Here is a 23886-nt window from a genome sequence, read left to right on the forward strand (position 1 = left end):
AGAAATTTAGGATCATTATAAACCAAAGTTTTTATCTTTGCAAGAGTAATCGTACTTGTATTTTTCCTTGCTTGCAAAATGAAGACCTTTGTTAAAATCCTGATGTTGATTGCACTTACAAGTGTAATATATTGCTGTTCTTCGCTTTATCGTCTTCCTGTTTCTACGGAAATTCCCGTTAATAACCAGTCGTATCAGGTTGATTATTTGTTCGAGCACGATGGCTGTAAGGTTTATAGGTTTTACGACAGGGGGCAGTACGTGTATTTTACCAATTGCCAGGGAGAGGTGACAAGCATAAAAAACGATTCCACAGCTGCCAGAGTGACTAATTCGGTAAGGATTACATACGATGATTATGACAAAACACGAAAAAATTAACAAAACATAATGGAGAAACAACAACCGGAAAGACTGAAATCATTGGATGCCCTTCGCGGGTTTGATATGTTCTGGATCATGGGTGCGGAGGAGATTTTTGTTTTGCTTGGATCGCTGACCGGCCTCCCTGCATTACAATGGTGGGCCAACCAAATGACACATGTGGAATGGCACGGATTTCATGCATACGATATGATTTTCCCGTTGTTTCTGTTTATTGCCGGGGTTTCTTTTCCGTTTTCGGCTAAGAAACGCTTGAGTATCGATGGGGGACGGAAGTCGCTTTACAGGCATGTCTTTAAAAGGGGATTGCTTTTGGTCTTGATCGGGGTTATTTACAACAACGGATTGAATTTTGATGTGGCAAATATGCGCTACGCGAGCGTGCTTGGCCGGATCGGGTTAGCCTGGATGTTTGCCGCACTGCTGTTTATGAACACTAAAAATGCGAGAATCCGGTTGCTGTGGCTTAGCGGGATCCTGATTTCCTATTGGTTGTTGTTTGTGTTTTTTAAAGCGCCCGACCTGGGGGATCCCGATCATTACTCCATGAGAGGAAATATTTCCAGTTATATCGACCGGATTTTATTGCCGGGTAGGTTTTGTTGTTATGAAATAGGAGACAACGAAGGGCTGTTGCCGACCGTTGCAGCTATTGGTACGGCGCTTCTGGGTATGCTTACCGGAGAGTTCTTGATGACTAAGCTGAAACCTACAAAGAAAGTATTATACCTTGCAACAGCAGCTGTTCTATTGATGATTGTAGGACAGGTATGGAACCTCGTTTTCCCTATTAACAAGAACCTGTGGTCAAGTTCATTCGTTTGCTGGGTAGGCGGATTGAGTATGCTGCTGCTCGCAATTTTCTACCTGGTTATCGATGTGTGGAAATTTCAGAAATGGGCGTTTTTCTTTGTAGTTATAGGGATGAACCCCATAACCATCTATCTGGCAAACCGGATAATAGGATGGGACAGTGCAAATAGATTTTTCTTTGGCGGGCTTGCCGGGCTGTTGCCCGAAGCATGGGCCCCGTTTATCATGGCTATCGGTTACGTGACTATCGGTTGGGTATTCTTATACATACTTTATAAAAAGAAAGTTTTTTTGAAGGTTTAACAGGATCGATCTCTTATGAAACAACTAAAATCGTTGTTGGCAACAGGAGCCCTTTCTTTGGGAGGAATTGTTTTTGCTCAACCAAAACCCAACGTAGTTTTTATTATTACCGACGACCTCGGTTACGGTGATTTAAGCTGTTTCGGGCAGGAGAAATTCCTGACACCGAACATTGACCGGCTGGCGCTTAACGGAACTCGGTTTACGCGGAGCTATTCCGGTACAACCGTAAGTGCTCCCTCGCGTGCCAGCCTGATGAGCGGATTGCATACCGGTCATGCGTCTATCCGTGGAAACAAAGAGATGGATCCGGAGGGTCAATTCCCGTTACCGGAAAATACTTATACGCTTTTTCATCTGTTTAAAAATGCCGGCTACAAAACCGGCGCTTTTGGAAAATGGGGACTGGGATATCCCGGATCAACCGGTGATCCAATCCATCAGGGAGTGGATGAGTTTTTCGGTTATAACTGTCAGCGATTGGCCCACAACTACTATCCCGGCCATCTGTGGCGCAATCAAAAAAGAATAGAGTTGCCCGAGAACGATAACGGACGATCCGGAGCTTATGCGCAAGACCTCATACAAAAAGAAATACTGAGTTTTATCAGTAACAATAAAGGCAACCCGTTCTTTCTTTATGCTCCCATAGTGCTTCCACATGCGGAACTGATCGTTCCCGAAGACTCCATTATTCAACAGTTTCGTGGAAAATTTCCGGAAACACCTTATAGGGGGATAGATGATGGTCCTTCGTTCCGGAAAGGGGGATATGCTTCACAGGAACATCCCCGTGCTACTCACGCGGCTATGGTAAAGCGAATTGATGTGTATGTGGGGCAGATTATTGAAAGACTCAAAGCCGAAGGTATTTACGAAAATACATTGATCGTTTTTACGAGTGATAACGGCCCACATCGCGAAGGTGGGGGAGATCCCGATTTTTTCAATAGCAACGGCATCTACCGCGGATACAAACGCGATTTGTACGAAGGAGGAGTCCGTGTGCCGACTGTTGTTTCGTGGAAAGGCCATGTGGCGGCCGGAGAAGAAAACAGCTTTGCCTTCGCTTTTTGGGATTACATGCCCACTTTTGCCGAACTGTTGGGTGTGGAATACCCAAAACCTACTGATGGGGTGAGTGTTCTTCCTACGTTTCTGAATAGAGACGGACAGAAAAGCCGCGATTTCTTCTATTTCGAGTTTCTGGAAATGGATGGAAAGCAGGCCGTCATTCAGAGTGATTGGAAATTGATTCATCAAAGCATCCGAAAGAACCCGACGTTTGAACTTTATAACCTGGCTTCCGATCCGTCGGAAAATCACAATATCATTTCACTGTATCCTGAAAAAGCAGAAGAATTGAGAAAAATCATGCAGTGTGCAAGAACCGATGATCGGGCCTGGAAATTATATAATGACTAGCTTATCACCAGGACAGCAGAAGTGGATTTGGACAATTACAGCATAAATTTATGTGTAGATTCATATGATTGGTTTGTCAATTTATCAAACGTCAATTATAAAAAAAGAGACTGATCAATTTTTAATTGACAGTAAGACAGATAGATATGATGTTTTGATAGCTTGGAAGCTCCTCCCTGATTTTTTATTGCAGCTTTTTTTATGAAAAAAACTTTTTGAAAATAATTGCCATATATATAGGCGGTTACATGCAAGCTGTGCTTCTGTAGTTATAATTTAACATTGAGGCTAATCCGAAAATACAAAAAAATGTTCATTCAGTCCTAACATTTCTGTCCGGTACCGTAGTATTTTTACCGTCGCAAAATGCTGCACGCATTGTATGTTTAACATCGGCATTTTACTTCATCGCTTTCTTTCGAAAAAGAAGTAGCGTTAAGGTTATATATCGCTCGTTTTTGTTACGAAGAAAATTTAATGTTTAATTATTTTACAAATCCTTTAAAATTTTATCGTTATGCGAAAAAAACTGCACAACAATTCACAAATCATGCCGAAAGATGGATTTCTGTCTGTACAAGGTATGTCGGGAACGTATGTGGCACCCGATATTGAAGTTATCGATATTGAAGCGGAACAGAGCTTCTTACAGACTGGAAGTAATGGGGGCGACATGCCCGGAGATCTATTATAAGCTGAGCAGAAAAAGGTAATGATTATGAAATTTAAATTATTTTTTTATGCAGCTATTGCTCTCATTGCAGCTGGCTGCAGCAACGAAACAGTTGATCTCAGAGATGATCTGACTGCTGAACCGAAAGATAAGGTGTTACAAGTAACTGCTTCGTTCGAAGAGCCGGCCGGAACGCGCGGTTACCTCGAAGAAACCGGTGCTACAATAATTAAATCCATTGGATTCCGGTGGGAAGCGACCGATGAAATACAATTTTGCTTTGAACAAGGGGGGACTGCGGACAAAAATACCGCTAATGTTACTGCTGTAAGCGCTGATGGAAAAACAGCGCAATTTACGGTTACAGTTCCCGCGGGAATCGATGTCGGCAACCCATACACCCTATACGCTTACAGAAGCAGTAGAAAAAGTGAAATAACTACCGGGAGTGTATTGGATCCGATTACTCCCACTGTCGCTGTCTTGCCGGCGGCTCAGTTTAATTATCAGGCAACCTTAGCTGATCAGGCAACTGTCTTTTCCATATGGAGCAAAAAAGTCATTGATCCGGCTATGACAACGATTTCACTTTCTTTCAAGCACCTGGGGTCGATGATGACGCTAAACCTGAAAAATGTGGGCAGTGCAACCATTAGCGATCTGCATTCAATTGTCCTCCAGACCAATCCAAGTCAGAACTGGATAATCAACCGATTAAATGGAAACGGTGGGGCACTGTTTGATATGGCGGCAGAAACTTATGTGGGAGGGAGTGAACAGTTTTCAACAACCTTGACTTTTTTTACTCCCTCAGCCACACTTGCTCCGGATGAAGTGGGAACCTACTACCTCTGGTTTGTTCCGAAAACGGACATCGCTGCATTCGACTTAATGCTGGCTTCCTTAAAAAGTCCAGGGACTCTGTCAGACATAACCGGCCTTACAAATGTCAACAAGAGCATCACCAGAAGTCTTCAGACAGGGAAAAATTATTTGTTGTTTGCTACAATAGAAAATGATGAGTCCACCACTCCTCCCCGTCCGTACCTGTTGAAATTCACCGACTCGACCTTTATCGCTCCTTAATGGAAGTGTGATCAGAAAGTGTTTACCCAAGAGGCATATGCGTCCATATAATTTTTGAGGAAATCGCGCGTATCTTCACTCAGAAGATTTCCGTTTTCATCAAAAAGAGTATGGGCGCTTCCGATATACGCCTCGGGTTGCTGCATCATGGGAACATTCAGAAAAACCATCGATTGACGTACAATATGATTAGCGCCAAATCCACCGATAGCACTCATTGATACGCTAACAACCGCTCCCGGTTTCCCTCCCCAAACGCTTTGTCCATAAGGTCTGGAGGCTACGTCGAAAGCATTTTTCAGCGCGCTTGGAACCGATCGGTTATATTCGGGTGTTACAAATAAAAAGCCGTCGGCAGCTTTTATTTTACGGCGAAAATCGACATATTCTGTTGGCGGATTTTGATCTATATCCTCATTGTAATGAGGTAATTGCCCTATTTCTACAATTTCTAATTCCAAGGAATCGGGAGCCAGCTGCATAAGCTGATTAGCTACTTTTCTGTTAAACGATTCTTTTCTTAAGCTGCCTATTAAAACAGCGATCTTCTTCTTGTTCATAATAAATAAAATTTGATTTTTAAAGTGTTATTTTTATAAAGAGCCTGGATGTCTTTTGTTTACACATTCCCCGACTTTAACAAGGATAGGACCTAAAAAGTTTTTACCAGTCTGGGATTAGAAAATAATTTAACTAAATCTAACCGGAAAAGCATAGATTTAAAAAATATTAATGCAGGTTTAATAGGCTATATCTATTTAATTGCCAATTCATCAAATGCCTTTTGCTGAAATTCGGCACGTATGTTACTTGCGTCTGAATTGAAATTCGGACGTTGTATCATCATTATATAGGCTATATCCCTAACGGGATCTATCCATGCTTGTGTCCCCCAGGCGCCGCCGTGTCCGAATGAGCCGGGCGATAACATGGCTGCTACTCCCGGATGAGGAATTCTAAGAATGCAGGTGCCAACTCCCCATCCGTAATTTGCTCCAAGGTTTCCGTATTGAGCCTCCTGAAGAAAACCACAGTCAAGTTCACCCGTTTTTACTGAAGTGAGGTAAGTCATGGCATTTTCGCTGAGGTAGCGTTTCCCCTTGTAAATACCCTTTCCCAAAAGCAACTGTGCGAAGTGCGCATAGTCGAGAGCAGTGGAAAACAGTCCACCATTACCCAGTGGTGCACTATCGGGTTTGCCAAAGATCTCAGCTACTTCAGCTTTTTCAAACCGTCCGTTGTTCCTGTTTTTAATATAGCCTGCAGCACGTTGAGTACTGCTCTGCCAGACAGGATAGAAAGTGGTACTACTCATTTCAAGCGGATCAAAAATACGTTGCTGGAGAAATTGGTCAAAACGTAGTCCACTGACCACTTCCACAATTCTTGCTCCGGTATTGATCCCCGATTGGCAATAGTTCCATCTGCTGCCCGGTTCAAATTGAGTAGGGCCGCTGACATAAGAAGGGATCAGGTCTGCAAGCTCTTTTGCCCTCATGGCCGTTTGAGCATCCGCTTCCCGTAAACCCGAAGTGTGGTTCATTATCTGTGTGATGGTGAGATTGGCATCCTTTCCAGAGGGTGCTTTTAAGTCCATGAATTCGGGAATGTATTTCGAAACCGGATCGTCGACAGAAAGTTTTCCTTCATCCTGAAGCATCAGTAAGGCAACAGCTGTGACGGGTTTTGTCATGGAGGCAATCCAGAAAATGTGGTCGGGTTGCATGGGCGACCTTGTCTCATAATCTGCAACACCAACACTCCCGAGATGCAGGATGTTATCCTTCGAAACCACCGCGGTAACTGCTCCGGGTATAAAACCCGAATCTACAAATGCCTGCATAACGTCATCGATGGCTTTGACATTTGGGATGCTGTCGTTGCTTTTGTTGGAATGTGAACCGCAGGCAAAAAACAACATGCTGATAATTAAAAAATAGAATGTTTTCATGACAATGTGTATGGTGTGGTTATCTTATTTTTTCAAAAAAAGCTTTCATCAGCTTTGCACATTCTTCGGCCAAAACCCCTGAGGTAACGGTTGTCTTAGGATGTAAAACGCTAGGCGCTGACTTGGAAAAACCCCGTTTTTCGTCGCTTGCGCCGTAAACAACCCGTGAGAGTTGTGCCCAGCCCAACGCGCCGGCACACATGGGACAAGGTTCAACAGTGACAAAAAGCGTGCAGTCGGTTAGGTATTTTCCGCCAAGCACGTTGGCGGCTGCGGTTATCGCCTGCATTTCGGCGTGTGCGGTAACATCGTTGAGGGTCTCCACCAGGTTGTGTGCCCGGGCGATAATCCGGTGGTTGGCAACTACAACTGCACCCACCGGAACCTCGTTCTTATCGTAAGCTCTCTGCGCCTCAATCAGCGCCTGCCGCATAAAGTAAGTGTCGTCCAGCATATCTTATCTCCTCATTTCATTTTCTTCAAAAAGGGTGGGATAATCCATGTCCATATTTTTGAGAATATGATTCAGTATGGTTTCCCTGAACCACCGTGAGCGATTGGTGATTTTGTATTTCTTCAAATAGAAATTGATAACATCGTATTCTTCGTCGCTAAGCATAAACTCTGCTTTTTTCGACCTTGGAGTGGGACGTCCTTTTAATTTGTACTTTTTTGTCGTTCTCATTTCTTGTTGAAGAAATTATTCTGAAAAATTGCGTAAATCCTTTTCAGGCACAAAAAAACAAAATATTTTAACACGAAAGAAAAGAATATTGCATAAATTTGTATTTCTAAGCATTTGTTGGTTTTATAACCGGCCGATATTTCAAAAAAATGGCACAACACAATGAGTTAGGCAAAAGAGGCGAAGAGGAGGCCGTGAGATACCTGAAATCGAAAGATTATAAAATTGTTTGTCGGAACTGGAGATTTTACGGCTACGAGATTGATATTGTTGCGGAGAACGAAGAATTTATTGTCTTTGTCGAGGTGAAAACCAGAACGTCTGTTCAATGGGGGAATCCGGTGGGTTTTGTGAATAAGCTCCGAATGCGTAGAATGTTGGATGCTGCCGATCATTATCTGATTGAAATGGATATCGACAAGCCTGCCCGGTTCGATATTATCGGTCTGGTCTGGAATGGAAGAGGATTTGACCTGGAGCATATCGATGATGCTTTTTTGCCCTTCCTGTGAGCATTGGTTATTTACCTTACGCGATTATCAATCAGGAATATATGAATATAGAAGAGCTTTATGATTACTGTCTTTCCATTCCGGGTGCGGAAGTAACAACGCCGTTTGACGATGTTACATTGGTGATGAAAGTGTGTGACAAGATGTTTGCCCTTATCCCGTTGGATGCTGACAGATTGTCTGTCGCGCTCAAATGTGAACCGGAAAAAGCGGTGCGGTTGCGTGAAGAATACAGATGTGTGGAGCCTGCTTTTCATATGAACAAAACGTATTGGAACACAATTTATATAACTGGAGAAATGCCGGATGAGGAATTAAAAATATGGATCAGGCACTCGGTGGAAGAAGTCATTAAGAAATTACCCAAAATAAAGCAGAAAGAGTACTATGGATCAGTTGAGTGAAGACAGAAAAATTGTGCGGTTGGAGGAAACGGAATCGACAAATTCCTGCCTGAAAGAGTTATTAAGAACAGAACACTTGGAAGAAGGTTCTGTTGTGGTGGCTGATTTTCAAACGGCAGGCCGTGGACAGATGGGCAACAGCTGGTATTCGACAAAAGGAGATAATTTGCTTTTCAGTCTGTTGATTTATCCGATAGAGATTCCTGCTAACGAGCAGTTTATTATCTCCCGGATAATTTCACTGGCCATAAAAAATACCCTGGATCAGTTTACGGATGATATCCGGATCAAATGGCCCAACGATATTTACTGGAAAGACCGGAAAATTGCCGGTATTCTCATAGAAAACAGTTTGCAGGGGAAAATAATTGAAAACTCCATCATTGGAATCGGGTTGAACCTCAACCAGCAGGTGTTTCCGCCGGAATTGCCCAATCCGGTATCGTTGAGGCAAATCACTGCAACCGAACAGGATAAAGACTACATCCTGGATCTTTTGATGAAAGAGTTTTTTCTGTTATACAGGGGGTTGCAGCGCGGAGAAAAACAAGTTATTGAAGATGAATACATGCTTGATTTGTACCGGGTAAACGGTTATTACTGGTTTGAAGATGCAAACGGCAAGTTTCAGGCAAAAATCGATAACGTGCTTCCGTCCGGTCATCTTGTATTGAAGACGCTTGAGACCAATGAGGAGCGAATGTATGCGTTTAAGGAAATAGCTTTTATATAGAACAGATATAGATGAAATACAACAGAATTTTACTGAAACTCAGCGGTGAGTCGCTGACAGGAGAAAAAGGGTACGGGATAGATGAAGTCCGGTTGAATGACTATGCCCGACAAATAAAAGAAGCTGTACAAATGGGAGTGCAAGTCGGAATTGTTATCGGTGGTGGAAATATTTTCCGGGGCTTGAGCGGCTCGCAAAAAGGGTTTGACCGGGTAAAAGGTGACCAAATGGGCATGCTTGCCACCGTTATCAATAGCCTGGCATTGAGTTCTGCATTGACGGCCATTGGTCAGAAAAACAGGGTTTATACCTCCATTCGTATGGAACCTGTCGGCGAGCTTTACTCCAAATGGAAAGCGATTGAGTCCATGCAAAATGGTGAAGTGGCTATCCTTTCCGGAGGAACGGGAAACCCGTTCTTTACCACCGACACCGCTTCTGCTCTGCGTGGAATAGAGATTGAGGCTGATGCCATGTTTAAAGGCACCCGTGTTGACGGTGTTTATACTGCTGACCCCGAAAAAGATCCGTCGGCAACCAAGTTCGATACGATCTCATTTGATGAAGTTTACGACCGGGGCTTGCGGGTAATGGATCTTACGGCGACGACAATGTGCAAGCAAAATAACCTGCCCATTGTTGTTTTCGATATGGACACATACGGAAACCTGAAGAAGGTCCTTTCCGGGGATAATATTGGAACCCTGGTGCACGTGTGAAAGATTTATTCAAATATTTTCACTATTTTTGCTAACATAACATCAAACAAAAAGATATGGATATTTCAACAATTAAAAAAGATGCCGAGGAAAAGATGCAGATGACCTTGGAATTTCTGGAAGAAACTTTCGCACGAATTCGTGCAGGGAGAGCTAATGTGCGTATTCTTGACGGGGTGAGAGTAGAATATTATGGCAGTCACGTTCCGTTGTCGAATGTATCAACAGTCTCTACTCCTGATGCCAAAACTATTCTGGTTCAACCGTGGGAAAAAAATATGCTGAAAGTAGTTGAAAAAGCGATTATGGATTCTGACGTGGGAATTACCCCCGAGAACAACGGTGAAGTTATCCGCCTGGGAATCCCGCCGCTTACCGAAGAACGCCGCAGGCAGCTTGTGAAGCAGACCAAGCAGGAATCGGAGGATGCCAAGATCAGCATTCGGAACTCCCGCCGCGAAGGGATTGATGAGGTGAAAAAGGCTGTTAAAGATGGACTTCCCGAGGATATGGGAAAAGACGTTGAAAATGAGCTTCAAAAACTTCACGATAAATTCATCAAAAGAATTGATGATAAGTTCGCCGAAAAGGAAAAAGAAATACTTACCGTATAAATAGCGATGAGCGAGGAGGGAAGTAAGAGGGGACTGGTAATCAGAAATACGGGCAATAACTATCTGGTAAGAACGGACGAAGGGACGGACATGTCGTGTCTGGCAAAAGGGAATTTCCGTCTTAAGGGTATCCGGAGCACGAGCCCTGTGGTAGTGGGAGATAGGGTGAAAATCGATGTAAATTCTGATGGAACGGCATATATTACCGAAATTGAAGACCGTAAAAACTATATTGTCCGCAAGGCGTCCAACCTTTCCAAACACTCGCACATTCTTGCTGCCAACATTGATCTGGCTCTTCTTTGTGTTACTGTAAGGTTTCCGGAAACAACCACAGTATTTATCGACCGGTTTTTGGTTACCGCAGAGGCATACAGTGTTCCTGTTGTTCTTGTTTTCAACAAAACGGATATCTACGACAGCGATGACAGGGAATACGTGGATGGGTTAGTTCACTTGTATTCAACTGTCGGGTATACATGCATTAAAACCTCGGTGCTCACAGGAGAGGGGATGAATGAAGTACGTGAGCTTGTTTGTGGAAAGATTACACTGCTTGCCGGACATTCCGGCGTGGGAAAATCAAGTATCGTAAACACGCTGCAAAAAGACGCAACGCAAAAAGTAGGAAAGATATCGGATTACCACAACAAAGGAATGCATACTACTACTTTTTCGGAAATGATTGAACTTGAAAAGGGAGGCTTCGTTATCGACACTCCGGGAATCAAAGGATTCGGAACCATCGACATGACAACGGCTGAGGTTTCTCACTATTTTCCCGAGATTTTCAGGATTTCGTCGAAGTGCAAGTTTTATAACTGCCTGCACCTGAACGAACCCGGCTGTGCCGTGATAAAAGCGTTGGAAAATCATTACATCAGTCAGAGCCGGTATCAGTCTTATTTGAATATCCTGGAAGATGCAAACGAAGAAAAATACCGGTAATCTGGCTGTGCCGTAGGACTACAACAGAAACAGTTATGAACAGTGTATTGATGCTTATTCTCGAGATCCTTTACGCTTTAACCATCATCAGTGTGGTTATTGTGGTAATTTCTGAGAATAGGAATCCCATTAAGACGCTTTCATGGGTAATGGTGCTTGTGTTTTTGCCTTTTGTGGGATTAATCTGGTATCTTATTTTCGGCCAGGATTTTACCAAAAAACAAGTCATTACCAAACGGATGTACAGCAAGCTCAAGAAACGTCCACTGGATGAAGTTGGCCCGCTGGAGGAGTTTGCTTATCCCCAGGAGCATGCGAGTTTGATCCGTTTACTGAAAAACCTTGACCATACCCCGTTGCTGGGAGGGAACGATGTCCGGTTTTATACCCATGCCGCGGAAAAATTCGAAGATTTACTGCGCGATATTGAAAATGCAAAACAACATATCCACGTAGAGTATTATGTTTTTGAAGGGGATAACATCGGCAGAAAAGTGAGGGACGCATTGATCCGAAAGTCACTCGAAGGTGTTGAAGTACGCGTTATTTACGATAGCTTTGGTTCACGTAAAACCCCTAAAGCATTTTTTGAGGAGTTCAGAAAGGCCGGTATCGAAGCAGAACCGTTTCTAAAGGTTGCACTTCCCAAAATTACCTCGCGGCTAAATTTCCGGAATCATCGAAAAATAATTGTCATTGACGGACAGATTGGATATGTAGGAGGCATAAACATTGCCGACAGGTACATCTACGGTTTTAAATGGGGAATCTGGCGCGATACACATGTACGCATCGAAGGCAAAGGCGTGCAGGGTTTACAATCGATCTTTCTTATCGATTGGTTTTTTGTGAGTCAGACACTTATCACGTCGAGGAAATATTTTCCGGAGCTTCCTGTTTATGGAAGCATATCCATGCAGACTGTCAACAGCGGGCCATTCCGTGAGGAAAGGGAAATCTCTCACGGTATTCTTCAGGCCATTTACGATGCACAGAAGAGTATTTTCATTCAAACACCCTATTTCATTCCGCCTGAATCCATGATAGAAGCGCTGCAGGCAGCTGCTATCCGAGGACTGGATGTAAGGCTGATCATCTCCAAAAAATCGGATGTGCCTTTGGTGCAAATGGCATCACGTTCTTTCGTAAAGGAGATGCTGGAAAGTGGGGTGAAGGTGTATATGTACGAGAAAGGCTTTTTGCATTCCAAACTGATGGTGTTTGATGATTCCCTTACATTGATTGGTTCGGTGAATTTCGATTCACGCAGTTTTGAACACAATTTCGAGGTGGAAGCGTTTATCTACGATCACGATGTGGCAGAAAAAGCCATGGATATCATTGTTGAGGATCAACGGTTTTCTCAGGTTGTCTCCCTGCGTGAGTGGATGAGGAGACCGATGAGGCTCAGGTTTATTGAATCTTTAATGCGTTTGTTTGCACCTTTGTTATAACCAATTATAGAAAAATATGGTTAGGATCTATTTAATCGGATATATGGGTGTGGGAAAGACCACGGTTGGCAAGAAACTGGCTAAGTTGCTCGATATAGGTTTTGTCGATTTAGATAAGTTTATCGAGAGCAAATACCATAAGACTGTGCCAGAGCTTTTTGCTGAACGGGGTGAACGTGAATTTCGCCTGATCGAGCAAAAATCGTTAATCGAGGTTTCAGAGATAGAGGATGTGGTGGTTTCGACAGGCGGCGGGACCCCCTGTTTTTTTGAAAATATCCGGCTGATGAATCAAACAGGAACTACGGTATATATTCATGCGGAACCCGAAGAACTTGCAGCCAGGTTACGGACATCGAAAACAGTTCGACCCATTGTTTCCGGAAAAACCGGAGAGGACCTGACGTTATTCATTGCCCAACACCTGAAAGAAAGGGAGCGGTTTTACAATCAGGCACAAGTTATTTACAAAACCGACCGTTTAATCACAAAAGAAGATATTCACCTGACCGTTGACAGAATTGCTGACGAAATAAAAAAACGGCTAAAATGATATACGAACCCTTAAGAAGCACACAATTTGTTGTTCGTGAATTGCTGCTGAAAGCAGACAAACAAAACATCTCGCTTGTAATAGGTATTCCAAAGGAAAATCAAAAAGTGGAAAAACGGCTGGCAATCACTCCCGAAACAACGGCCCTGCTTGTTGAATCGGGTTATCAGGTAATGATTGAATCCGATGCCGGGCTGGCTATTAATTATTCCGACCGGTATTATTCCGATTCAGGAGCAAATATCGTACAAACAAAGGCCGAAGTTTTTCAGGCCGATATTATTCTGAAGGTCTCAGCACCTACTTTTGATGAAGTTTCGATGATGAAACCACGAAGCAGTGTGTTTTCGTTTTTGCAGTTGTACCTGATCTCATCGGAAACACTGGAGCTAATGGCGGAAAAACGCATAAATGCGCTGGCTTATGAGTTGATTTATGATGATAGCCAGATTTCTCCTTTTGTAACTGCCATCAGTGAAATTGAGGGAGCATACTCCATTTCTGTAGCATCGGAATTGCTCAGCAGTGCACACGGTGGAAAAGGTATTCTGTTGGGTGGGGTTCCAGGGATTTCGCCTACCGAAGTGGTGATTATAGGGGCAGGTGTTGCGGGAGCTGTGGCTGCGCGTGCTGCGCTTGCATTAGGTGCTACAGTGAAAATATTTGATAACGATATCAATAAACTTAGGAAAATCCAGCACGAATTGGGTCGGATGGTGTTTACCTCTACCCTGCAACCGAATGTGTTGCGCAATGTTTTTCGCTCTGCCGATGTGGTGATCGGAGCCATGCAATATGTAAATAAAACGCACTTGTACCGTATCTCCACCGACTTGATCCGCGAAATGAAGAAAGGGTCGCTCATTATTGACTTGCGTATGTCATATGGAGGATGTTTCGAAACTACGATGGAAGCGTGTTTACCCAATCATCCCCAGGTTTTTGAACGGTTCGGTATTTTGCATTTCTGTGAATTAAGCATAAGCTCCCGCGTAGCACGCACAGCATCCATCGCTTTGAGCAATATTTTTATTTCGATGTTCTCGGCAATGGCCGAGAGTGGGGGAGTAGGACGGTTCGCCCGTTTCGACCGCGGTTTTGCCTCCGGATTCTACATGTTTACCGGGAAAATGGTCAATTCTTATGTAGCCAATCATTTTAATTGGCCGGTAAACGATATCGGGTTGTTCCTGCCGGGATTGTAGAGAAATGAGCTTTTGAGGTTGAATAATGGCAGAAATATATTATCTTCTCACTTGGGGCACTTTCTGGTTGATGCTCTTATGCTTTGTCTTTCTTTTAACCGTTTCCGTTCCTAGGCGTGACGATTTAAGAAGCTATAAACGCGTGCGTCTTTTGTTGGCGTGGGGCGTTTTTTTTCTGATGACGCTCGTAAATCTAACTGAACTCAGTATGAGCGACTCCGGAACCAACGACGACATTTGGTATACGCGACTAATGACGCTGTGGATTGGAGCGTGTGTGGCTCCCGTTTTTTCGATTGTAAATATTACCTTGATAAACAGTCATTTCTTTTCGTGGAGGAATCTTGTCAGGGATTTGGTTATTCCCCTTGTACTGGTTGTCGGCAACGTATTCTTGTTCGAGATTTTCTCTGCCAAATCACTGGCCTTCCTTTTTGCTTATGTTGTTTTCATTGTCTACTATGTGCTTGTGGTGGTGGTCTATACGGTGATTTTTCTTCGCAACTACAGACAATATTCTATCCGGCTCAACAATTATTTTTCCGAACCCGGCTCCAATCTGCTGAAATGGACAGTAACCACGCAGTTTCTGGCCACCTCAAGCGGTATAATGGCTTTTGTAAGTTTATTTATGCCGCATGGATGGTTGTGCGTTTTCGCCTTATTCCTCAATATCCTTTATCCGTATTATGCTATACGGTTTATTAATTATGCATTTCAGTTTCCTGTTATAGCCCCAGTGGTGGAAGAAGTTATGGAGGAAGAGCCAGTCGTCAGAGATTCGGTTTTCATGCTGGAAGATATTGTTGGTGAATGGGAAAAAGAAAAACGCTACCTTCAGCCCGAACTCAATATCGAAATGGTTGCCCATGAATTGAGTACCAACCGCACCTATCTTTCCTCTTACATTAATACCTGCAAAAACAAAAACTTTAAAGAATGGATTAGCGACTTGCGTATTGCCGAGGCGCAACGCCTCCTGCTGTCCGAACCCAAAACACCGATAAACGAAATAGGCGAACGGGTGGGATTTTCGGACAAAGGAAACTTCAGTACCCGTTTTTCCAAAAGCGTTGGCATGAGCCCTTCCTTGTGGCGGAAGACGCATTTGAAATGAAAAATGTGTTGCAGCTTTGTCAAAGTTCCGGACTTTGACAAAGGTATCTGCTGTAAACTCCTCTCCTCCGCATTCCGTCTCCCGTCTCTTCCAATTGTTAAAAAGCAGGCAGTTTTTGCACGATTGTTGCAAACACGAATTTTTTGTTGGAAACACAACCCTTCTTTTGCCTTCTCCCAGTAGCTTTGTCGCAAATTCTCCGAAGAATTTTATTTTAACCCTGTAATTAGATATGAGACAAGAAAATTTGCAAACGAACAATGCGGTTGAACATTATGAAGCTCCTGATATCGAAATGATCGATATTGAATTGAATCAAAACATTTTAGGCGGAAGTGTTCCAGATATGCCTGTTCACGATTGGTAAGATATTGTAAGCAATGATTATTTTTCGGAAGTCCCAAAACAAAACAGCCTATTAATCCATAAGTCTGTTGTTGACAGTCTTAGTTCGCGACTTTTGGTCTTATAAATGCAACAACATTAATTCTCAGGTTATACATTATGAATTATAAATTATTTATTTTTTTCGCAGCCGTTGCCCTCATTGTGGCAAGCTGCGACAAAACAGATGATGCGATAGAACTAAGTCATGATGCATCACTACTGACCGTAATTGCCGCCGCGCCTGGATCCGGCGACAACAATCCTGCGACCGCCACGCGCCTCTCTATGGCTATGGATGAAACGAAGATTTCCGTAACGTGGAAAGCGGGCGACAAAGTACAGCCTTACTTTGTGCAGGGGCCAACCATCTTGAAGGGGACGGAAATCACCCTTACCGATGAGCATTTGTCGGACAACAAAAAAAATGCCACTTTCAACATCGTAGTCCCCGATGATATTAACACGGCTAACCCCTATACACTCTATTGTGTGCACGGCTCCTCTTCCCAAATTGCCAGAGGAAAAATACTGGTTGATTTTAGCTATACTCCTTTTTTCCCTTTTTCCGGTGGTTATGGCAGTGTTTCTCCGGATACTTATTATACGCCCATTACAGCGTCTGCGGAGATAGCTTTTGGTGTACCCACGACTTCGCTCACGTTTAATTATTTGGGTGCGATGCAGATAATCTGCTTCAAAAACGCTGCTGGAGCTGAAGTTGCATATACGGAAATGGAGTTGATACAGGTCAATCCCGCTGACGCTGCCGGCTTCTATGCTTATAAAAATGGCGAAGGAGCACCCCGCTATGATTTGATTTCTAAAGAAGTGATTTATTATGGTGTTTCTCAGGGAGTTATTTCAGGTTCTATATGGAGCGACGATGTTCGGAAGTTTTCCCGCTTTGTGTTGTTGACCGGTAACACGATGCCAGCTACCAGATTGAAAGTGAAAATAGATGGTGTGCAAAAGGAGAGTATAAATGCAACAAGCGCCTCTGCTGTCCCGCACCAAGCCGGTAACGCTTACTGCCTCTATGCACTGTGGGACGGTGTTAATTTGCAACTGACCGACAAGGATTTTACGTCTGTACGCAAATAGGTAAAGCAGCAATAACTCCGGCACTGATTGATCTATATTTGCAGAACTGCTGGTTTTATTCTCCTCCTGTTATTCACGGATATCACCGCTGTCCCGCATCTCTATCTCTTTTGCCTGCTTCAACCATTGAAACCGGGCATTTTCCGGTGAAATATCTTTCCACACCTGCGTATCAAACTCAAAACAGGCTGTCGATGCCGTAGGCAAGTTGTCAAGCGCTACACCAAAATGATTGATCAGGAGGGTTAATCCGGGGTTGTGCCCAACAATCAGACAATAGCTGACTGTGTTGGGGACTCTTGATAAACATTGTAGAATTTCCTCTACCCAGGCCAAATATAATTCTTTGTCCGTCACAATTTGTTCTTTCGGATATCCCATGTTTTCGGCGGCAATAACGGCTGTTGCATATGCACGTTCGGCAGATGAAGAGAGTATGAGCTCCGGTTTCCCCGTTTTCTGGAGCAGGTAAACTCCCATTTTAGCCGTATTTTTCTTGCCTCTCTCGTTCAATGGACGGTCGTGATCATCCAGGTGAGCATAGTCCCAAGATGACTTCCCGTGCCGCATTACAATCAGCTTTTTCATCTCTTCTGTTGTTATACTGTAGTTGGAAAATCCAGCATTTTGTGTTCCCGACAATCAACTCTTATATGAACGTGGTCCAAGTCCCGTTTCAACAACGTACAATGGTCTTTTTTTTCATCATCAGAAGGTCGATAGTAGGAACAGGTGGTACACATACGAAGAACGGAAATTACTCCCGTTTTGTTTAAATGGATGATCAGTTTTATCAAGCTTGACAATACGTTTTTTTTATCATCCCGGCTCAGTTCTGCAATAGGGCTATAAATCTCTTTGGCGAAAGACGAGGTCTGCCCGGCTATTTTGTTTCCCTTTTCCGTGAGGTTGATAACAAAGCTTCGTGAATCGGTAGCTTCATTGTCTTTGACTACAAGGTGTTTCTGTTCCAGTGTTTTTACGGTATCGCTTATCGTCGCCTTGGTAACATTAAACTCTTTTGCCAGGTAACTCACTTTCTTTTTTTCTTCATTTTGTGTGAACAGGAAAATCAAAATTTGCACCTGAAGTGGAGTGAGGGAGAACTCCTTGCTTTTCTTCCACAACAGTACACGAAATGCCTGAGATATCCTTTCCAGGGAAGCAACGATCTTCCCTTCGGTAGTTTGGTCGGAATAAAACTGAAAATCCTCCATCTATTTATATTTTGTCAATCTCAATTATATAGAATATCTTTTTTTATTCCCCGAGGATAAGGTGGTTAATCACAATTCTCCATTTCGTAAATATAATATCCCTTTTCCCGGATATCGGCTATCCACTGGGGTTTTATTTTTTCCGTATGGCAATATTTGCTTTCTTTGGAAGTGAGTGGTTGTCCTTCCTGCCCCTTTGCTTTAAGGTATTCTCTCCCGTAATTGTGAATTACGTTTTCATCTTTTAAATCCGCCGGAACAATGATGTCAAAATGCATAACCTTTCCGTCTTTTTTTGTTACATAAGTATCCCAAACAGCTGCTTCCATGATTTTTACGTTTTAAGCCGGTTGTCTTGGCACCATTGCCATCCGCAAATATAGTTAGGATAACTAACTAAAGCAAACGAAAGGTGATTTTTTTCATAGAGCCCTTTATCAAAGTATGGCATTTCGATTAATTCAGCCGGTGATAGGTTTCGTAGCCCTTGTATGTGTTACCGTATCAGCTTCATCTTCTTTATTCGGATTGCCTTTATGGGACGGTCGTGTTTGTCTGTTTCTACTTCCGATATTTTTTCCACGACCTCCATCCCTTTCAATATTTCGCCAAATACGGTATAATTGCCATCGAGGTGTGGTGTTCCGCCGACGTTTATGTAATCTTGTCGCGCTTGTGTGCTGAATTTGTAAGTAGAGTCGTTTGTATTTCCGTAACGGGCTATTTTGCTTTCCTCCAGCTTATCCAGTTGTTCGTTTGTAAACTTTTTCCCCACTACAATGTAAAACTGGCAACCCGATGATGCTTTTTGCGGGTTGCTGTCGTCTCCTTCACGCGCAGCGGCAATAGTGCCGTATTTGTGATAAATTTGGGGAGTCCTGAATTCTGAGGGAATGGTGTAGCCGACATCGCCGTCGCCCAGCATTGTATCCGGCCCTGCCGTTTTGGACTGGGGATCTCCTCCCTGAATCATGAATTCCTTGATTACACGATGGAAAAGTAATCCGTTATAGGTTTTTGCATTCACCAGCTTGATAAAATTATTGCGATGCAATGGTGTTTCGTTGTATAGTTTTAGCGTAATATCGCCTTCAGTGGTCTGGATAAGGACTTTCTGTTCTTTTTCGTTGCTGTGCTTCAACGAGGAGCAAGCTTGCATTGTCAGCGCCAAGACTAAAATAAGGAAAACAAATGTTGCGTGAGATTTCATATTTGTCTGTTTTTTCTTGTTATCACTAATTACCTGTATTTTCGCTGTGAAAAATAATACCACGTGGCCGAGCATATTCCTTTCACAACAGAAGTGATTGAAATGGCCCACCAAACACCGTTGACGCCAATGGCAGAAGCCAGGAAAACGGCTAGCGGAACGCGCAGGGTGTTGAATACGATGCTTACAATGGCCGGAGGAGTGGTCTTCCCAATTCCGTTGAACATTCCCTGCGTGGTCAGCTCCAGCATCATGAACAATTGGGATATACCAATAATAAATAAATAATCGCCACCAGCAAGATAGGCCTCTTTTTCGGGAATGAAAACCGAAAAAATTTCACTGCCAAACAACATGAACGACGTTGTCACTACAAGCCCCAAAGCCATCATAGCCCTTAATGTATACCGATAAGCATGGCGGGCTCTGTCCATCTTACCGGCAGCAAAGTTCTGTGCTACAAAGCTACCCAGAGCTGTTGCAAACCCCTGTGAGGTATTCCAGGTAACTCCCTCTATTTGCCCACCTGTGGTTTGGCTGGTAACTCCCAGGTGTCCTCCGTGAATGGAAGCTATACGGGTGAGGTTCATGTTGATGATAGAAAAATAGACGTTCATGGCCGCTACGGGAACTCCCAGTTTCAGGATATTGAGTGTGTAGTTTTTTCGGAGTTTTATCCAGAAGGCGAACTGTCCCAAAACACCTTTTTTTCTTCGTAGATGGCGAATAAAAAGCATAAATACCACTACCTGTGAAAGAGTGGTGGCCAGTGCAGCACCTTGAGATCCCATTTCAGGAATAAATCCGAAACCGAAAATGAAAAGGGGATCGAGCACGATATTTAAAACCAATCCTACCGCATTAAAATAGAAGGGGATATCGCTTCTTCCGGTTCCAATGTAAATCCCCGAGAAATTCAGGATAAGAAACATGAAAGGCACACTGAAAGTAACAATGTTCAGGTAACGAATGGCTTCCTGCGTGATGTCTGCTTCCAGCCTGAAAAAAGAAAGGACGAGTTGGGGAAACAGGAAAAAGAAAGTGGCAAAGACCAGGCCCGAAATGATGGCGATGGTAGTAGTGTGCGAAGCATAGAGCATAGCCTTATCCAGCCTTTTAGCACCAATGGACTGCCCGATGGAGACTTCAGCGCTCACTTTGGATAGGAGTGCGAAGGAGTTCATCATCCAAATCAGCATACCCACTGTTCCCACAGCTGCGACCGATTTGCTGCCCAAGCGGCCGATCCAGATAATGTCAACCATATTGTAGGTCATCTGGATAAAGCTGACAGCCATTAACGGCATCGCCAGGGTGATAAGTTGACGGAAAATACCTCCCTGTGTGAAATCGCGAATCGCAGGCATATGTTGTTTATCGGTTGTCACAGTTACCTTAAAAAAAGGAGTAACTATTTTACAGCTACTCCTTTTTAGAGCGGAAGACGGGATTCAAACCCGCGACCCTCAGCTTGGAAGGCTAATGCTCTATCGACTGAGCTACTTCCGCAACATTCAATTTACAATGTATGATCAAGAATGCATAATAAGTGTGCATTTTGCATTGTGAATTGTTTTGTGGGCAGTGATGGATTCGAACCACCGAAGGCGTAAGCCAGCTGAGTTACAGTCAGCCCCATTTGGCCACTCTGGTAACTGCCCAAAATTTTCGAGGGACAAAGATAATACAATTATTTGTATTTTTCGTTGAGCGCAATCATTTTTAATGCAGTAATTGCAGCTTCATCACCTTTGTTCCCGTGCCTCCCGCCCGAACGTGCTTTCGCTTGTTCCAGCGTATTGGTTGTCAGTAATCCGAAAATTACCGGGATGTTGTGGAGAATATTCAGCTCAGTGATTCCTTGTGTAACGCTGTTACACACAAACGTGAAGTGTGGTGTTTCTCCCTGAATAACGCATCCGATTACGATAACACTGTCTGGGTCTATTTTCTCAATCAGTTTTTTAGCCCCGTAGGTGAGCTCAAAACTTCCAGGGACATATTCCACAACAATGTCGTTCTGTTGAACACCAAACTTAAGCAGTGTTTGAATGGCGCCGTTTAGCAAATTCCCTGTAACAGGTTTGTTCCATTCCGAAACAACAATACCAATTTTTTTTCCTTCACCCCGCGGTGTGGATCCGGGGTCGTATGACGATAGATTCTGTAATTCAGTGGCCATTAATTTCCTGCTTTTTGAAGCTTGGCGGCTTCAATGTATTTGTCTGCTTCCTGTCCCTGTGGTGAGTTGAGGTATTTGTCCTTGATCATCTGGAAGGTTTCAATGGCCTTATCGTAATTTTTAACGGATAAGTATGCAAGTCCCACTTTGTTGTAGTAGATGGGCGTCAGCATTTCATCGTTGGCTTTTTGGGCTGCATTGTTGAAATGAGAAATGGCTTTTTCGGTATCCCCCATATTCATATAAACATCACCTATTGCTCCTGCTATAGCCGGGGTGATTAACAAATCGCCACCTTTGAATTTGTTCAGGTACTCCAGCGCTTTTTCATTGTTTCCCAATCTGCTGTAACTGATTCCGGCATAGGCACGGGCTAGGTCAGCAGTTTTGGTGCCGCTGAAATCTTTTATGATGTTTTCGAAGCCGATAAAATCGTTACCGTTACCGAAAAGGGCAAGGGAGTCTTCTTGATTCTGAAAGAATCTTTCACCTTTGTAAATGGCTGCCTGTGCTTTTTCGTTTCGTGGGTTTTTATACAAATAGTTGTATGCAATGATCGCGCCGACAACCAAAACGACTGCTGCCAATGCGATTAAAATGTTTTTTTGATTCTTTTCAATAAAACGTTCCGATGAAGTCAACGCTTCTTCGATATTCTCAAAACCTTTCTCGGCTTTACTTTCCTGATGTTTATTGGACATTTTGTTCAAAAAATAATGTTATCAAATTTCAAGTTGCAAAAGTAATGGTTTTTAAGCGATAAATAAAATAAATTGGATAAATTTTCTCTAAACTGTTTGTCGCTGATTAATCTTTTCCGTAAGTTTGTAGTCATATACATTGTATAAAGTAAATTTATGCAAGAAACTAAAACTTAAGTTATGAAGAAGATTATTTTCACTGCATTAATATTCGCTTCAGGACTGATTCAGGTAAATGCCCAGTCTGTTTTTACTGCTGTTCCGGTGGTAAACGGGAAAGTGGTGTTTCAACAGTTTATTCATATTGATCGGGAACTTGCTGCTGATCAGCGATATGCATTGCTCTACAAGTGGGGGAAGGATAATTACGCCGGCAACCCTTTGTTATCGGGTATACGCTTTGACGATAAGGCAAGAAGCATAACCGTAGGTTCTAAAATAGAACTGTTGTTGCCGCAGAACAGCAACGGAGTGCGGGAAAAAGTGGTCATGAATTACCGGTTTGATGCTACCATAACCAATGCGGGCTGTATGTTGGTTGTGAGGGATGTTACTTATCAGAACAGCCAGTCTCCCAATTCCTCGTTCTTCCCTAAAACGTTTACCGCAGAAGAAACCATTACTTCCACTGCAATTTCTGCCGCATCAGGTCTAGACAAAGAATTTAAGACGAACACCCAAAAGAGTACGTTGTTTTACCTGAACGGGTTGTACAATGAGTTGAGTAAAATTTTTAATCTCAGCAAATAAAGACGGATCCCGATCTTCTTGAAAATTTATTTGCCGTTTTTTTGGTAAATACATTTTTTATGGTTAATTTTGCGCCCTGATTTGTCCGAAAACAGCTGAATATTTATAGAAATCAATAAAATACAACATAGCAATGTCTAAGATTTGTCAAATAACCGGAAAAAGAGCAATGGTTGGAAACAACGTTTCTCACTCCAACAGAAGAACAAAACGTAAATTTAACGTTAATTTGTTCAAAAAGAAATTCTATTGGGTGGAAGAAGATTGCTGGATCAGCCTGAATATTTCTGCTTCAGGTTTACGCACCGTTAATAAAATAGGATTGGATGCCGCTTTAAAGCAAGCTGCTGAAAAAGGGTATTTAAACGCTTAATTATCAGGAGGAAAGAGCAATGTCGAAAAAAGCAAAAGGAAACAGGGTTCAGGTAATTCTAGAATGTACCGAACATAAAGAAAGCGGAATGCCCGGGACTTCGAGATACATTACAACGAAGAACAGAAAAAACACAACCGAAAGATTGGAGTTGAAAAAATACAACCCCATCTTAAAGAAAATGACCGTTCATAAAGAAATTAAATAATTAAGGAGTAAACTATGGCAAAGAAAGCAGTCGCAGGATTCCGCGATAAAACTTCAACAACAGGACGCAGCCACACCAAGGTTATTAAAATGGTGAAGTCTGAAAAAACAGGAGCTTACAGTTTCAGAGAAGAGATGGTCCTTAACGATCGGGTACAAGATTTTTTTAAAAAATAAAT

General features: G+C 43.0%; 31 protein-coding genes and 2 tRNA genes. 20 read left to right on the plus strand and 13 right to left on the minus strand.

Features of this window, described 5'->3' with window-relative positions; genetic code table 11:
- Positions 1-102: 102 nt before the first annotated feature.
- The 5 genes from KCV26_08620 (at position 103) to KCV26_08640 (ending at position 4684) form a co-directional block, all read left to right on the plus strand.
- Positions 103-381, plus strand: a complete 279-nt coding sequence (locus KCV26_08620) for a DUF4884 domain-containing protein (GenBank protein ID WZX38362.1) — start codon at positions 103-105, stop codon at positions 379-381.
- 9 nt (positions 382-390) lie between these two features.
- On the plus strand, positions 391-1500 hold the full coding sequence (locus KCV26_08625) for a DUF5009 domain-containing protein (GenBank protein WZX35401.1): 1110 nt from the start codon (positions 391-393) through the stop codon (positions 1498-1500).
- A gap of 15 nt (positions 1501-1515) precedes the next feature.
- On the plus strand, positions 1516-2925 hold the full coding sequence (locus KCV26_08630) for an arylsulfatase (GenBank protein WZX35402.1): 1410 nt from the start codon (positions 1516-1518) through the stop codon (positions 2923-2925).
- Positions 2926-3442: 517 nt separating this feature from the next.
- Positions 3443-3619, plus strand: a complete 177-nt coding sequence (locus KCV26_08635; protein WZX35403.1) for a hypothetical protein — start codon at positions 3443-3445, stop codon at positions 3617-3619.
- Positions 3620-3643: 24 nt separating this feature from the next.
- Positions 3644-4684, plus strand: a complete 1041-nt coding sequence (locus KCV26_08640; protein WZX35404.1) for a fimbrillin family protein — start codon at positions 3644-3646, stop codon at positions 4682-4684.
- An 11-nt stretch (positions 4685-4695) separates the two neighbouring features.
- On the opposite strand, the gene KCV26_08645 is transcribed toward KCV26_08640, so the two are convergent.
- The 4 genes from KCV26_08645 to KCV26_08660 all read right to left on the minus strand — a co-directional run bounded on the left by KCV26_08645 (position 4696) and on the right by KCV26_08660 (position 7320).
- Positions 4696-5244 carry an NAD(P)H-dependent oxidoreductase gene (locus KCV26_08645; GenBank protein WZX35405.1) on the minus strand — a complete coding sequence of 183 codons (549 nt, stop codon included), beginning with the start codon at positions 5242-5244 and terminating at the stop codon, positions 4696-4698.
- 194 nt (positions 5245-5438) lie between these two features.
- Positions 5439-6635, minus strand: a complete 1197-nt coding sequence (locus tag KCV26_08650) for a beta-lactamase family protein (GenBank protein WZX35406.1) — start codon at positions 6633-6635, stop codon at positions 5439-5441.
- Between the two features lie 19 nt (positions 6636-6654).
- Entirely contained in the window at positions 6655-7089 is a 435-nt protein-coding gene (locus tag KCV26_08655; GenBank protein WZX35407.1) for a nucleoside deaminase, read from the minus strand.
- A 3-nt stretch (positions 7090-7092) separates the two neighbouring features.
- Entirely contained in the window at positions 7093-7320 is a 228-nt protein-coding gene (locus KCV26_08660) for a hypothetical protein (GenBank protein ID WZX38418.1), read from the minus strand.
- Positions 7321-7469: 149 nt separating this feature from the next.
- On the opposite strand from KCV26_08660, the gene KCV26_08665 reads away from it, so the two are divergent.
- The 11 genes from KCV26_08665 to KCV26_08715 all read left to right on the plus strand — a co-directional run bounded on the left by KCV26_08665 (position 7470) and on the right by KCV26_08715 (position 17067).
- Positions 7470-7832: a YraN family protein gene (locus KCV26_08665; protein ID WZX35408.1), complete on the plus strand. Its 363-nt coding sequence runs from the start codon at positions 7470-7472 to the stop codon at positions 7830-7832.
- Between the two features lie 41 nt (positions 7833-7873).
- A complete protein-coding gene (locus KCV26_08670) occupies positions 7874-8236 on the plus strand; it encodes an MmcQ/YjbR family DNA-binding protein (protein WZX35409.1) in 363 nt (120 codons plus the stop codon).
- Entirely contained in the window at positions 8220-8969 is a 750-nt protein-coding gene (locus KCV26_08675) for a biotin--[acetyl-CoA-carboxylase] ligase (protein WZX35410.1), read from the plus strand. The genes KCV26_08670 and KCV26_08675 overlap by 17 nt, the downstream gene beginning before the upstream one ends.
- An 11-nt stretch (positions 8970-8980) precedes the next feature.
- On the plus strand, positions 8981-9688 hold the full coding sequence (locus tag KCV26_08680) for a UMP kinase (protein WZX35411.1): 708 nt from the start codon (positions 8981-8983) through the stop codon (positions 9686-9688).
- A gap of 56 nt (positions 9689-9744) precedes the next feature.
- On the plus strand, positions 9745-10302 hold the full coding sequence (gene frr, locus KCV26_08685; protein ID WZX35412.1) for a ribosome recycling factor: 558 nt from the start codon (positions 9745-9747) through the stop codon (positions 10300-10302).
- A 6-nt stretch (positions 10303-10308) separates the two neighbouring features.
- Positions 10309-11250 (plus strand): ribosome small subunit-dependent GTPase A, encoded by a 942-nt coding sequence (rsgA, locus tag KCV26_08690; protein WZX35413.1) that lies wholly within the window; start codon positions 10309-10311, stop codon positions 11248-11250.
- Between the two features lie 35 nt (positions 11251-11285).
- Positions 11286-12704 carry a cardiolipin synthase gene (gene cls, locus KCV26_08695; GenBank protein WZX35414.1) on the plus strand — a complete coding sequence of 473 codons (1419 nt, stop codon included), beginning with the start codon at positions 11286-11288 and terminating at the stop codon, positions 12702-12704.
- Between the two features lie 16 nt (positions 12705-12720).
- The gene (locus tag KCV26_08700) at positions 12721-13257 is read left to right on the plus strand and encodes a shikimate kinase (GenBank protein WZX35415.1); all 537 of its coding nucleotides are present in this window, start codon (positions 12721-12723) and stop codon (positions 13255-13257) included.
- Positions 13254-14462 carry an alanine dehydrogenase gene (locus tag KCV26_08705; GenBank protein WZX35416.1) on the plus strand — a complete coding sequence of 403 codons (1209 nt, stop codon included), beginning with the start codon at positions 13254-13256 and terminating at the stop codon, positions 14460-14462. The genes KCV26_08700 and KCV26_08705 overlap by 4 nt, the downstream gene beginning before the upstream one ends.
- A 25-nt stretch (positions 14463-14487) precedes the next feature.
- Entirely contained in the window at positions 14488-15579 is a 1092-nt protein-coding gene (locus KCV26_08710; protein ID WZX35417.1) for a helix-turn-helix transcriptional regulator, read from the plus strand.
- Positions 15580-16083: 504 nt separating this feature from the next.
- Positions 16084-17067, plus strand: coding sequence for a hypothetical protein (locus KCV26_08715; protein ID WZX35418.1), 984 nt, complete (start codon positions 16084-16086; stop codon positions 17065-17067).
- A gap of 69 nt (positions 17068-17136) precedes the next feature.
- Here KCV26_08715 and KCV26_08720 read toward each other — a convergent pair whose 3' ends face one another.
- The 9 genes from KCV26_08720 to KCV26_08760 form a co-directional block, all read right to left on the minus strand.
- Positions 17137-17655 carry a histidine phosphatase family protein gene (locus KCV26_08720; protein WZX35419.1) on the minus strand — a complete coding sequence of 173 codons (519 nt, stop codon included), beginning with the start codon at positions 17653-17655 and terminating at the stop codon, positions 17137-17139.
- 11 nt (positions 17656-17666) lie between these two features.
- Positions 17667-18284, minus strand: a complete 618-nt coding sequence (locus KCV26_08725) for a winged helix-turn-helix transcriptional regulator (protein ID WZX35420.1) — start codon at positions 18282-18284, stop codon at positions 17667-17669.
- A 65-nt stretch (positions 18285-18349) separates the two neighbouring features.
- On the minus strand, positions 18350-18613 hold the full coding sequence (locus KCV26_08730; protein ID WZX35421.1) for a DUF2024 family protein: 264 nt from the start codon (positions 18611-18613) through the stop codon (positions 18350-18352).
- Between the two features lie 167 nt (positions 18614-18780).
- Entirely contained in the window at positions 18781-19494 is a 714-nt protein-coding gene (locus tag KCV26_08735) for a peptidylprolyl isomerase (GenBank protein ID WZX35422.1), read from the minus strand.
- A gap of 29 nt (positions 19495-19523) precedes the next feature.
- Positions 19524-20861: an MATE family efflux transporter gene (locus KCV26_08740; GenBank protein ID WZX35423.1), complete on the minus strand. Its 1338-nt coding sequence runs from the start codon at positions 20859-20861 to the stop codon at positions 19524-19526.
- Positions 20862-20930: 69 nt separating this feature from the next.
- Positions 20931-21003: transfer RNA gene (locus KCV26_08745), tRNA-Gly, on the minus strand.
- Between the two features lie 69 nt (positions 21004-21072).
- Positions 21073-21155: transfer RNA gene (locus KCV26_08750), tRNA-Tyr, on the minus strand.
- 29 nt (positions 21156-21184) lie between these two features.
- On the minus strand, positions 21185-21676 hold the full coding sequence (locus tag KCV26_08755) for a 6,7-dimethyl-8-ribityllumazine synthase (protein WZX35424.1): 492 nt from the start codon (positions 21674-21676) through the stop codon (positions 21185-21187).
- A complete protein-coding gene (locus tag KCV26_08760) occupies positions 21676-22377 on the minus strand; it encodes a tetratricopeptide repeat protein (protein WZX35425.1) in 702 nt (233 codons plus the stop codon). Before KCV26_08760 ends, KCV26_08755 begins: the two co-directional genes overlap by 1 nt.
- A 180-nt stretch (positions 22378-22557) precedes the next feature.
- Here KCV26_08760 and KCV26_08765 point away from each other — a divergent pair, with 180 nt between their 5' ends.
- The 4 genes from KCV26_08765 to KCV26_08780 all read left to right on the plus strand — a co-directional run bounded on the left by KCV26_08765 (position 22558) and on the right by KCV26_08780 (position 23884).
- Positions 22558-23127, plus strand: coding sequence for a hypothetical protein (locus KCV26_08765; GenBank protein ID WZX35426.1), 570 nt, complete (start codon positions 22558-22560; stop codon positions 23125-23127).
- 133 nt (positions 23128-23260) lie between these two features.
- The gene (locus KCV26_08770) at positions 23261-23500 is read left to right on the plus strand and encodes a 50S ribosomal protein L28 (protein ID WZX35427.1); all 240 of its coding nucleotides are present in this window, start codon (positions 23261-23263) and stop codon (positions 23498-23500) included.
- Positions 23501-23519: 19 nt separating this feature from the next.
- Positions 23520-23708: a 50S ribosomal protein L33 gene (rpmG, locus tag KCV26_08775; GenBank protein WZX35428.1), complete on the plus strand. Its 189-nt coding sequence runs from the start codon at positions 23520-23522 to the stop codon at positions 23706-23708.
- A gap of 14 nt (positions 23709-23722) precedes the next feature.
- A complete protein-coding gene (locus KCV26_08780) occupies positions 23723-23884 on the plus strand; it encodes a DUF4295 domain-containing protein (protein WZX35429.1) in 162 nt (53 codons plus the stop codon).
- Positions 23885-23886 lie beyond the last annotated feature (2 nt).

Origin of the sequence: Petrimonas sulfuriphila, assembly GCA_038561985.1 — a bacterium.
Taxonomy (GTDB): Bacteria; Bacteroidota; Bacteroidia; order Bacteroidales; family Dysgonomonadaceae; genus Petrimonas; species Petrimonas sulfuriphila.

Coding starts and splice junctions, on each gene's coding strand:
- KCV26_08780 (WZX35429.1), top strand. CDS start 23,723: ATGGCAAAGAAAGCAGTCGCAGGATTCCGCGATAAAACTTCAACAACA.
- KCV26_08640 (WZX35404.1), top strand. CDS start 3,644: ATGAAATTTAAATTATTTTTTTATGCAGCTATTGCTCTCATTGCAGCT.
- KCV26_08720 (WZX35419.1), bottom strand. CDS start 17,655: ATGAAAAAGCTGATTGTAATGCGGCACGGGAAGTCATCTTGGGACTAT.
- KCV26_08655 (WZX35407.1), bottom strand. CDS start 7,089: ATGCTGGACGACACTTACTTTATGCGGCAGGCGCTGATTGAGGCGCAG.
- KCV26_08710 (WZX35417.1), top strand. CDS start 14,488: ATGGCAGAAATATATTATCTTCTCACTTGGGGCACTTTCTGGTTGATG.
- KCV26_08650 (WZX35406.1), bottom strand. CDS start 6,635: ATGAAAACATTCTATTTTTTAATTATCAGCATGTTGTTTTTTGCCTGC.
- KCV26_08660 (WZX38418.1), bottom strand. CDS start 7,320: ATGAGAACGACAAAAAAGTACAAATTAAAAGGACGTCCCACTCCAAGG.
- KCV26_08765 (WZX35426.1), top strand. CDS start 22,558: ATGAAGAAGATTATTTTCACTGCATTAATATTCGCTTCAGGACTGATT.
- frr (WZX35412.1), top strand. CDS start 9,745: ATGGATATTTCAACAATTAAAAAAGATGCCGAGGAAAAGATGCAGATG.
- KCV26_08630 (WZX35402.1), top strand. CDS start 1,516: ATGAAACAACTAAAATCGTTGTTGGCAACAGGAGCCCTTTCTTTGGGA.
- KCV26_08680 (WZX35411.1), top strand. CDS start 8,981: ATGAAATACAACAGAATTTTACTGAAACTCAGCGGTGAGTCGCTGACA.
- rsgA (WZX35413.1), top strand. CDS start 10,309: ATGAGCGAGGAGGGAAGTAAGAGGGGACTGGTAATCAGAAATACGGGC.
- KCV26_08735 (WZX35422.1), bottom strand. CDS start 19,494: ATGAAATCTCACGCAACATTTGTTTTCCTTATTTTAGTCTTGGCGCTG.
- rpmG (WZX35428.1), top strand. CDS start 23,520: ATGTCGAAAAAAGCAAAAGGAAACAGGGTTCAGGTAATTCTAGAATGT.
- KCV26_08670 (WZX35409.1), top strand. CDS start 7,874: ATGAATATAGAAGAGCTTTATGATTACTGTCTTTCCATTCCGGGTGCG.
- KCV26_08760 (WZX35425.1), bottom strand. CDS start 22,377: ATGTCCAATAAACATCAGGAAAGTAAAGCCGAGAAAGGTTTTGAGAAT.
- KCV26_08665 (WZX35408.1), top strand. CDS start 7,470: ATGGCACAACACAATGAGTTAGGCAAAAGAGGCGAAGAGGAGGCCGTG.
- KCV26_08700 (WZX35415.1), top strand. CDS start 12,721: ATGGTTAGGATCTATTTAATCGGATATATGGGTGTGGGAAAGACCACG.
- KCV26_08730 (WZX35421.1), bottom strand. CDS start 18,613: ATGGAAGCAGCTGTTTGGGATACTTATGTAACAAAAAAAGACGGAAAG.
- KCV26_08675 (WZX35410.1), top strand. CDS start 8,220: ATGGATCAGTTGAGTGAAGACAGAAAAATTGTGCGGTTGGAGGAAACG.
- KCV26_08620 (WZX38362.1), top strand. CDS start 103: ATGTTGATTGCACTTACAAGTGTAATATATTGCTGTTCTTCGCTTTAT.
- KCV26_08645 (WZX35405.1), bottom strand. CDS start 5,244: ATGAACAAGAAGAAGATCGCTGTTTTAATAGGCAGCTTAAGAAAAGAA.
- KCV26_08635 (WZX35403.1), top strand. CDS start 3,443: ATGCGAAAAAAACTGCACAACAATTCACAAATCATGCCGAAAGATGGA.
- KCV26_08740 (WZX35423.1), bottom strand. CDS start 20,861: ATGCCTGCGATTCGCGATTTCACACAGGGAGGTATTTTCCGTCAACTT.
- KCV26_08715 (WZX35418.1), top strand. CDS start 16,084: ATGAATTATAAATTATTTATTTTTTTCGCAGCCGTTGCCCTCATTGTG.
- KCV26_08705 (WZX35416.1), top strand. CDS start 13,254: ATGATATACGAACCCTTAAGAAGCACACAATTTGTTGTTCGTGAATTG.
- KCV26_08755 (WZX35424.1), bottom strand. CDS start 21,676: ATGGCCACTGAATTACAGAATCTATCGTCATACGACCCCGGATCCACA.
- KCV26_08770 (WZX35427.1), top strand. CDS start 23,261: ATGTCTAAGATTTGTCAAATAACCGGAAAAAGAGCAATGGTTGGAAAC.
- KCV26_08725 (WZX35420.1), bottom strand. CDS start 18,284: ATGGAGGATTTTCAGTTTTATTCCGACCAAACTACCGAAGGGAAGATC.
- cls (WZX35414.1), top strand. CDS start 11,286: ATGAACAGTGTATTGATGCTTATTCTCGAGATCCTTTACGCTTTAACC.
- KCV26_08625 (WZX35401.1), top strand. CDS start 391: ATGGAGAAACAACAACCGGAAAGACTGAAATCATTGGATGCCCTTCGC.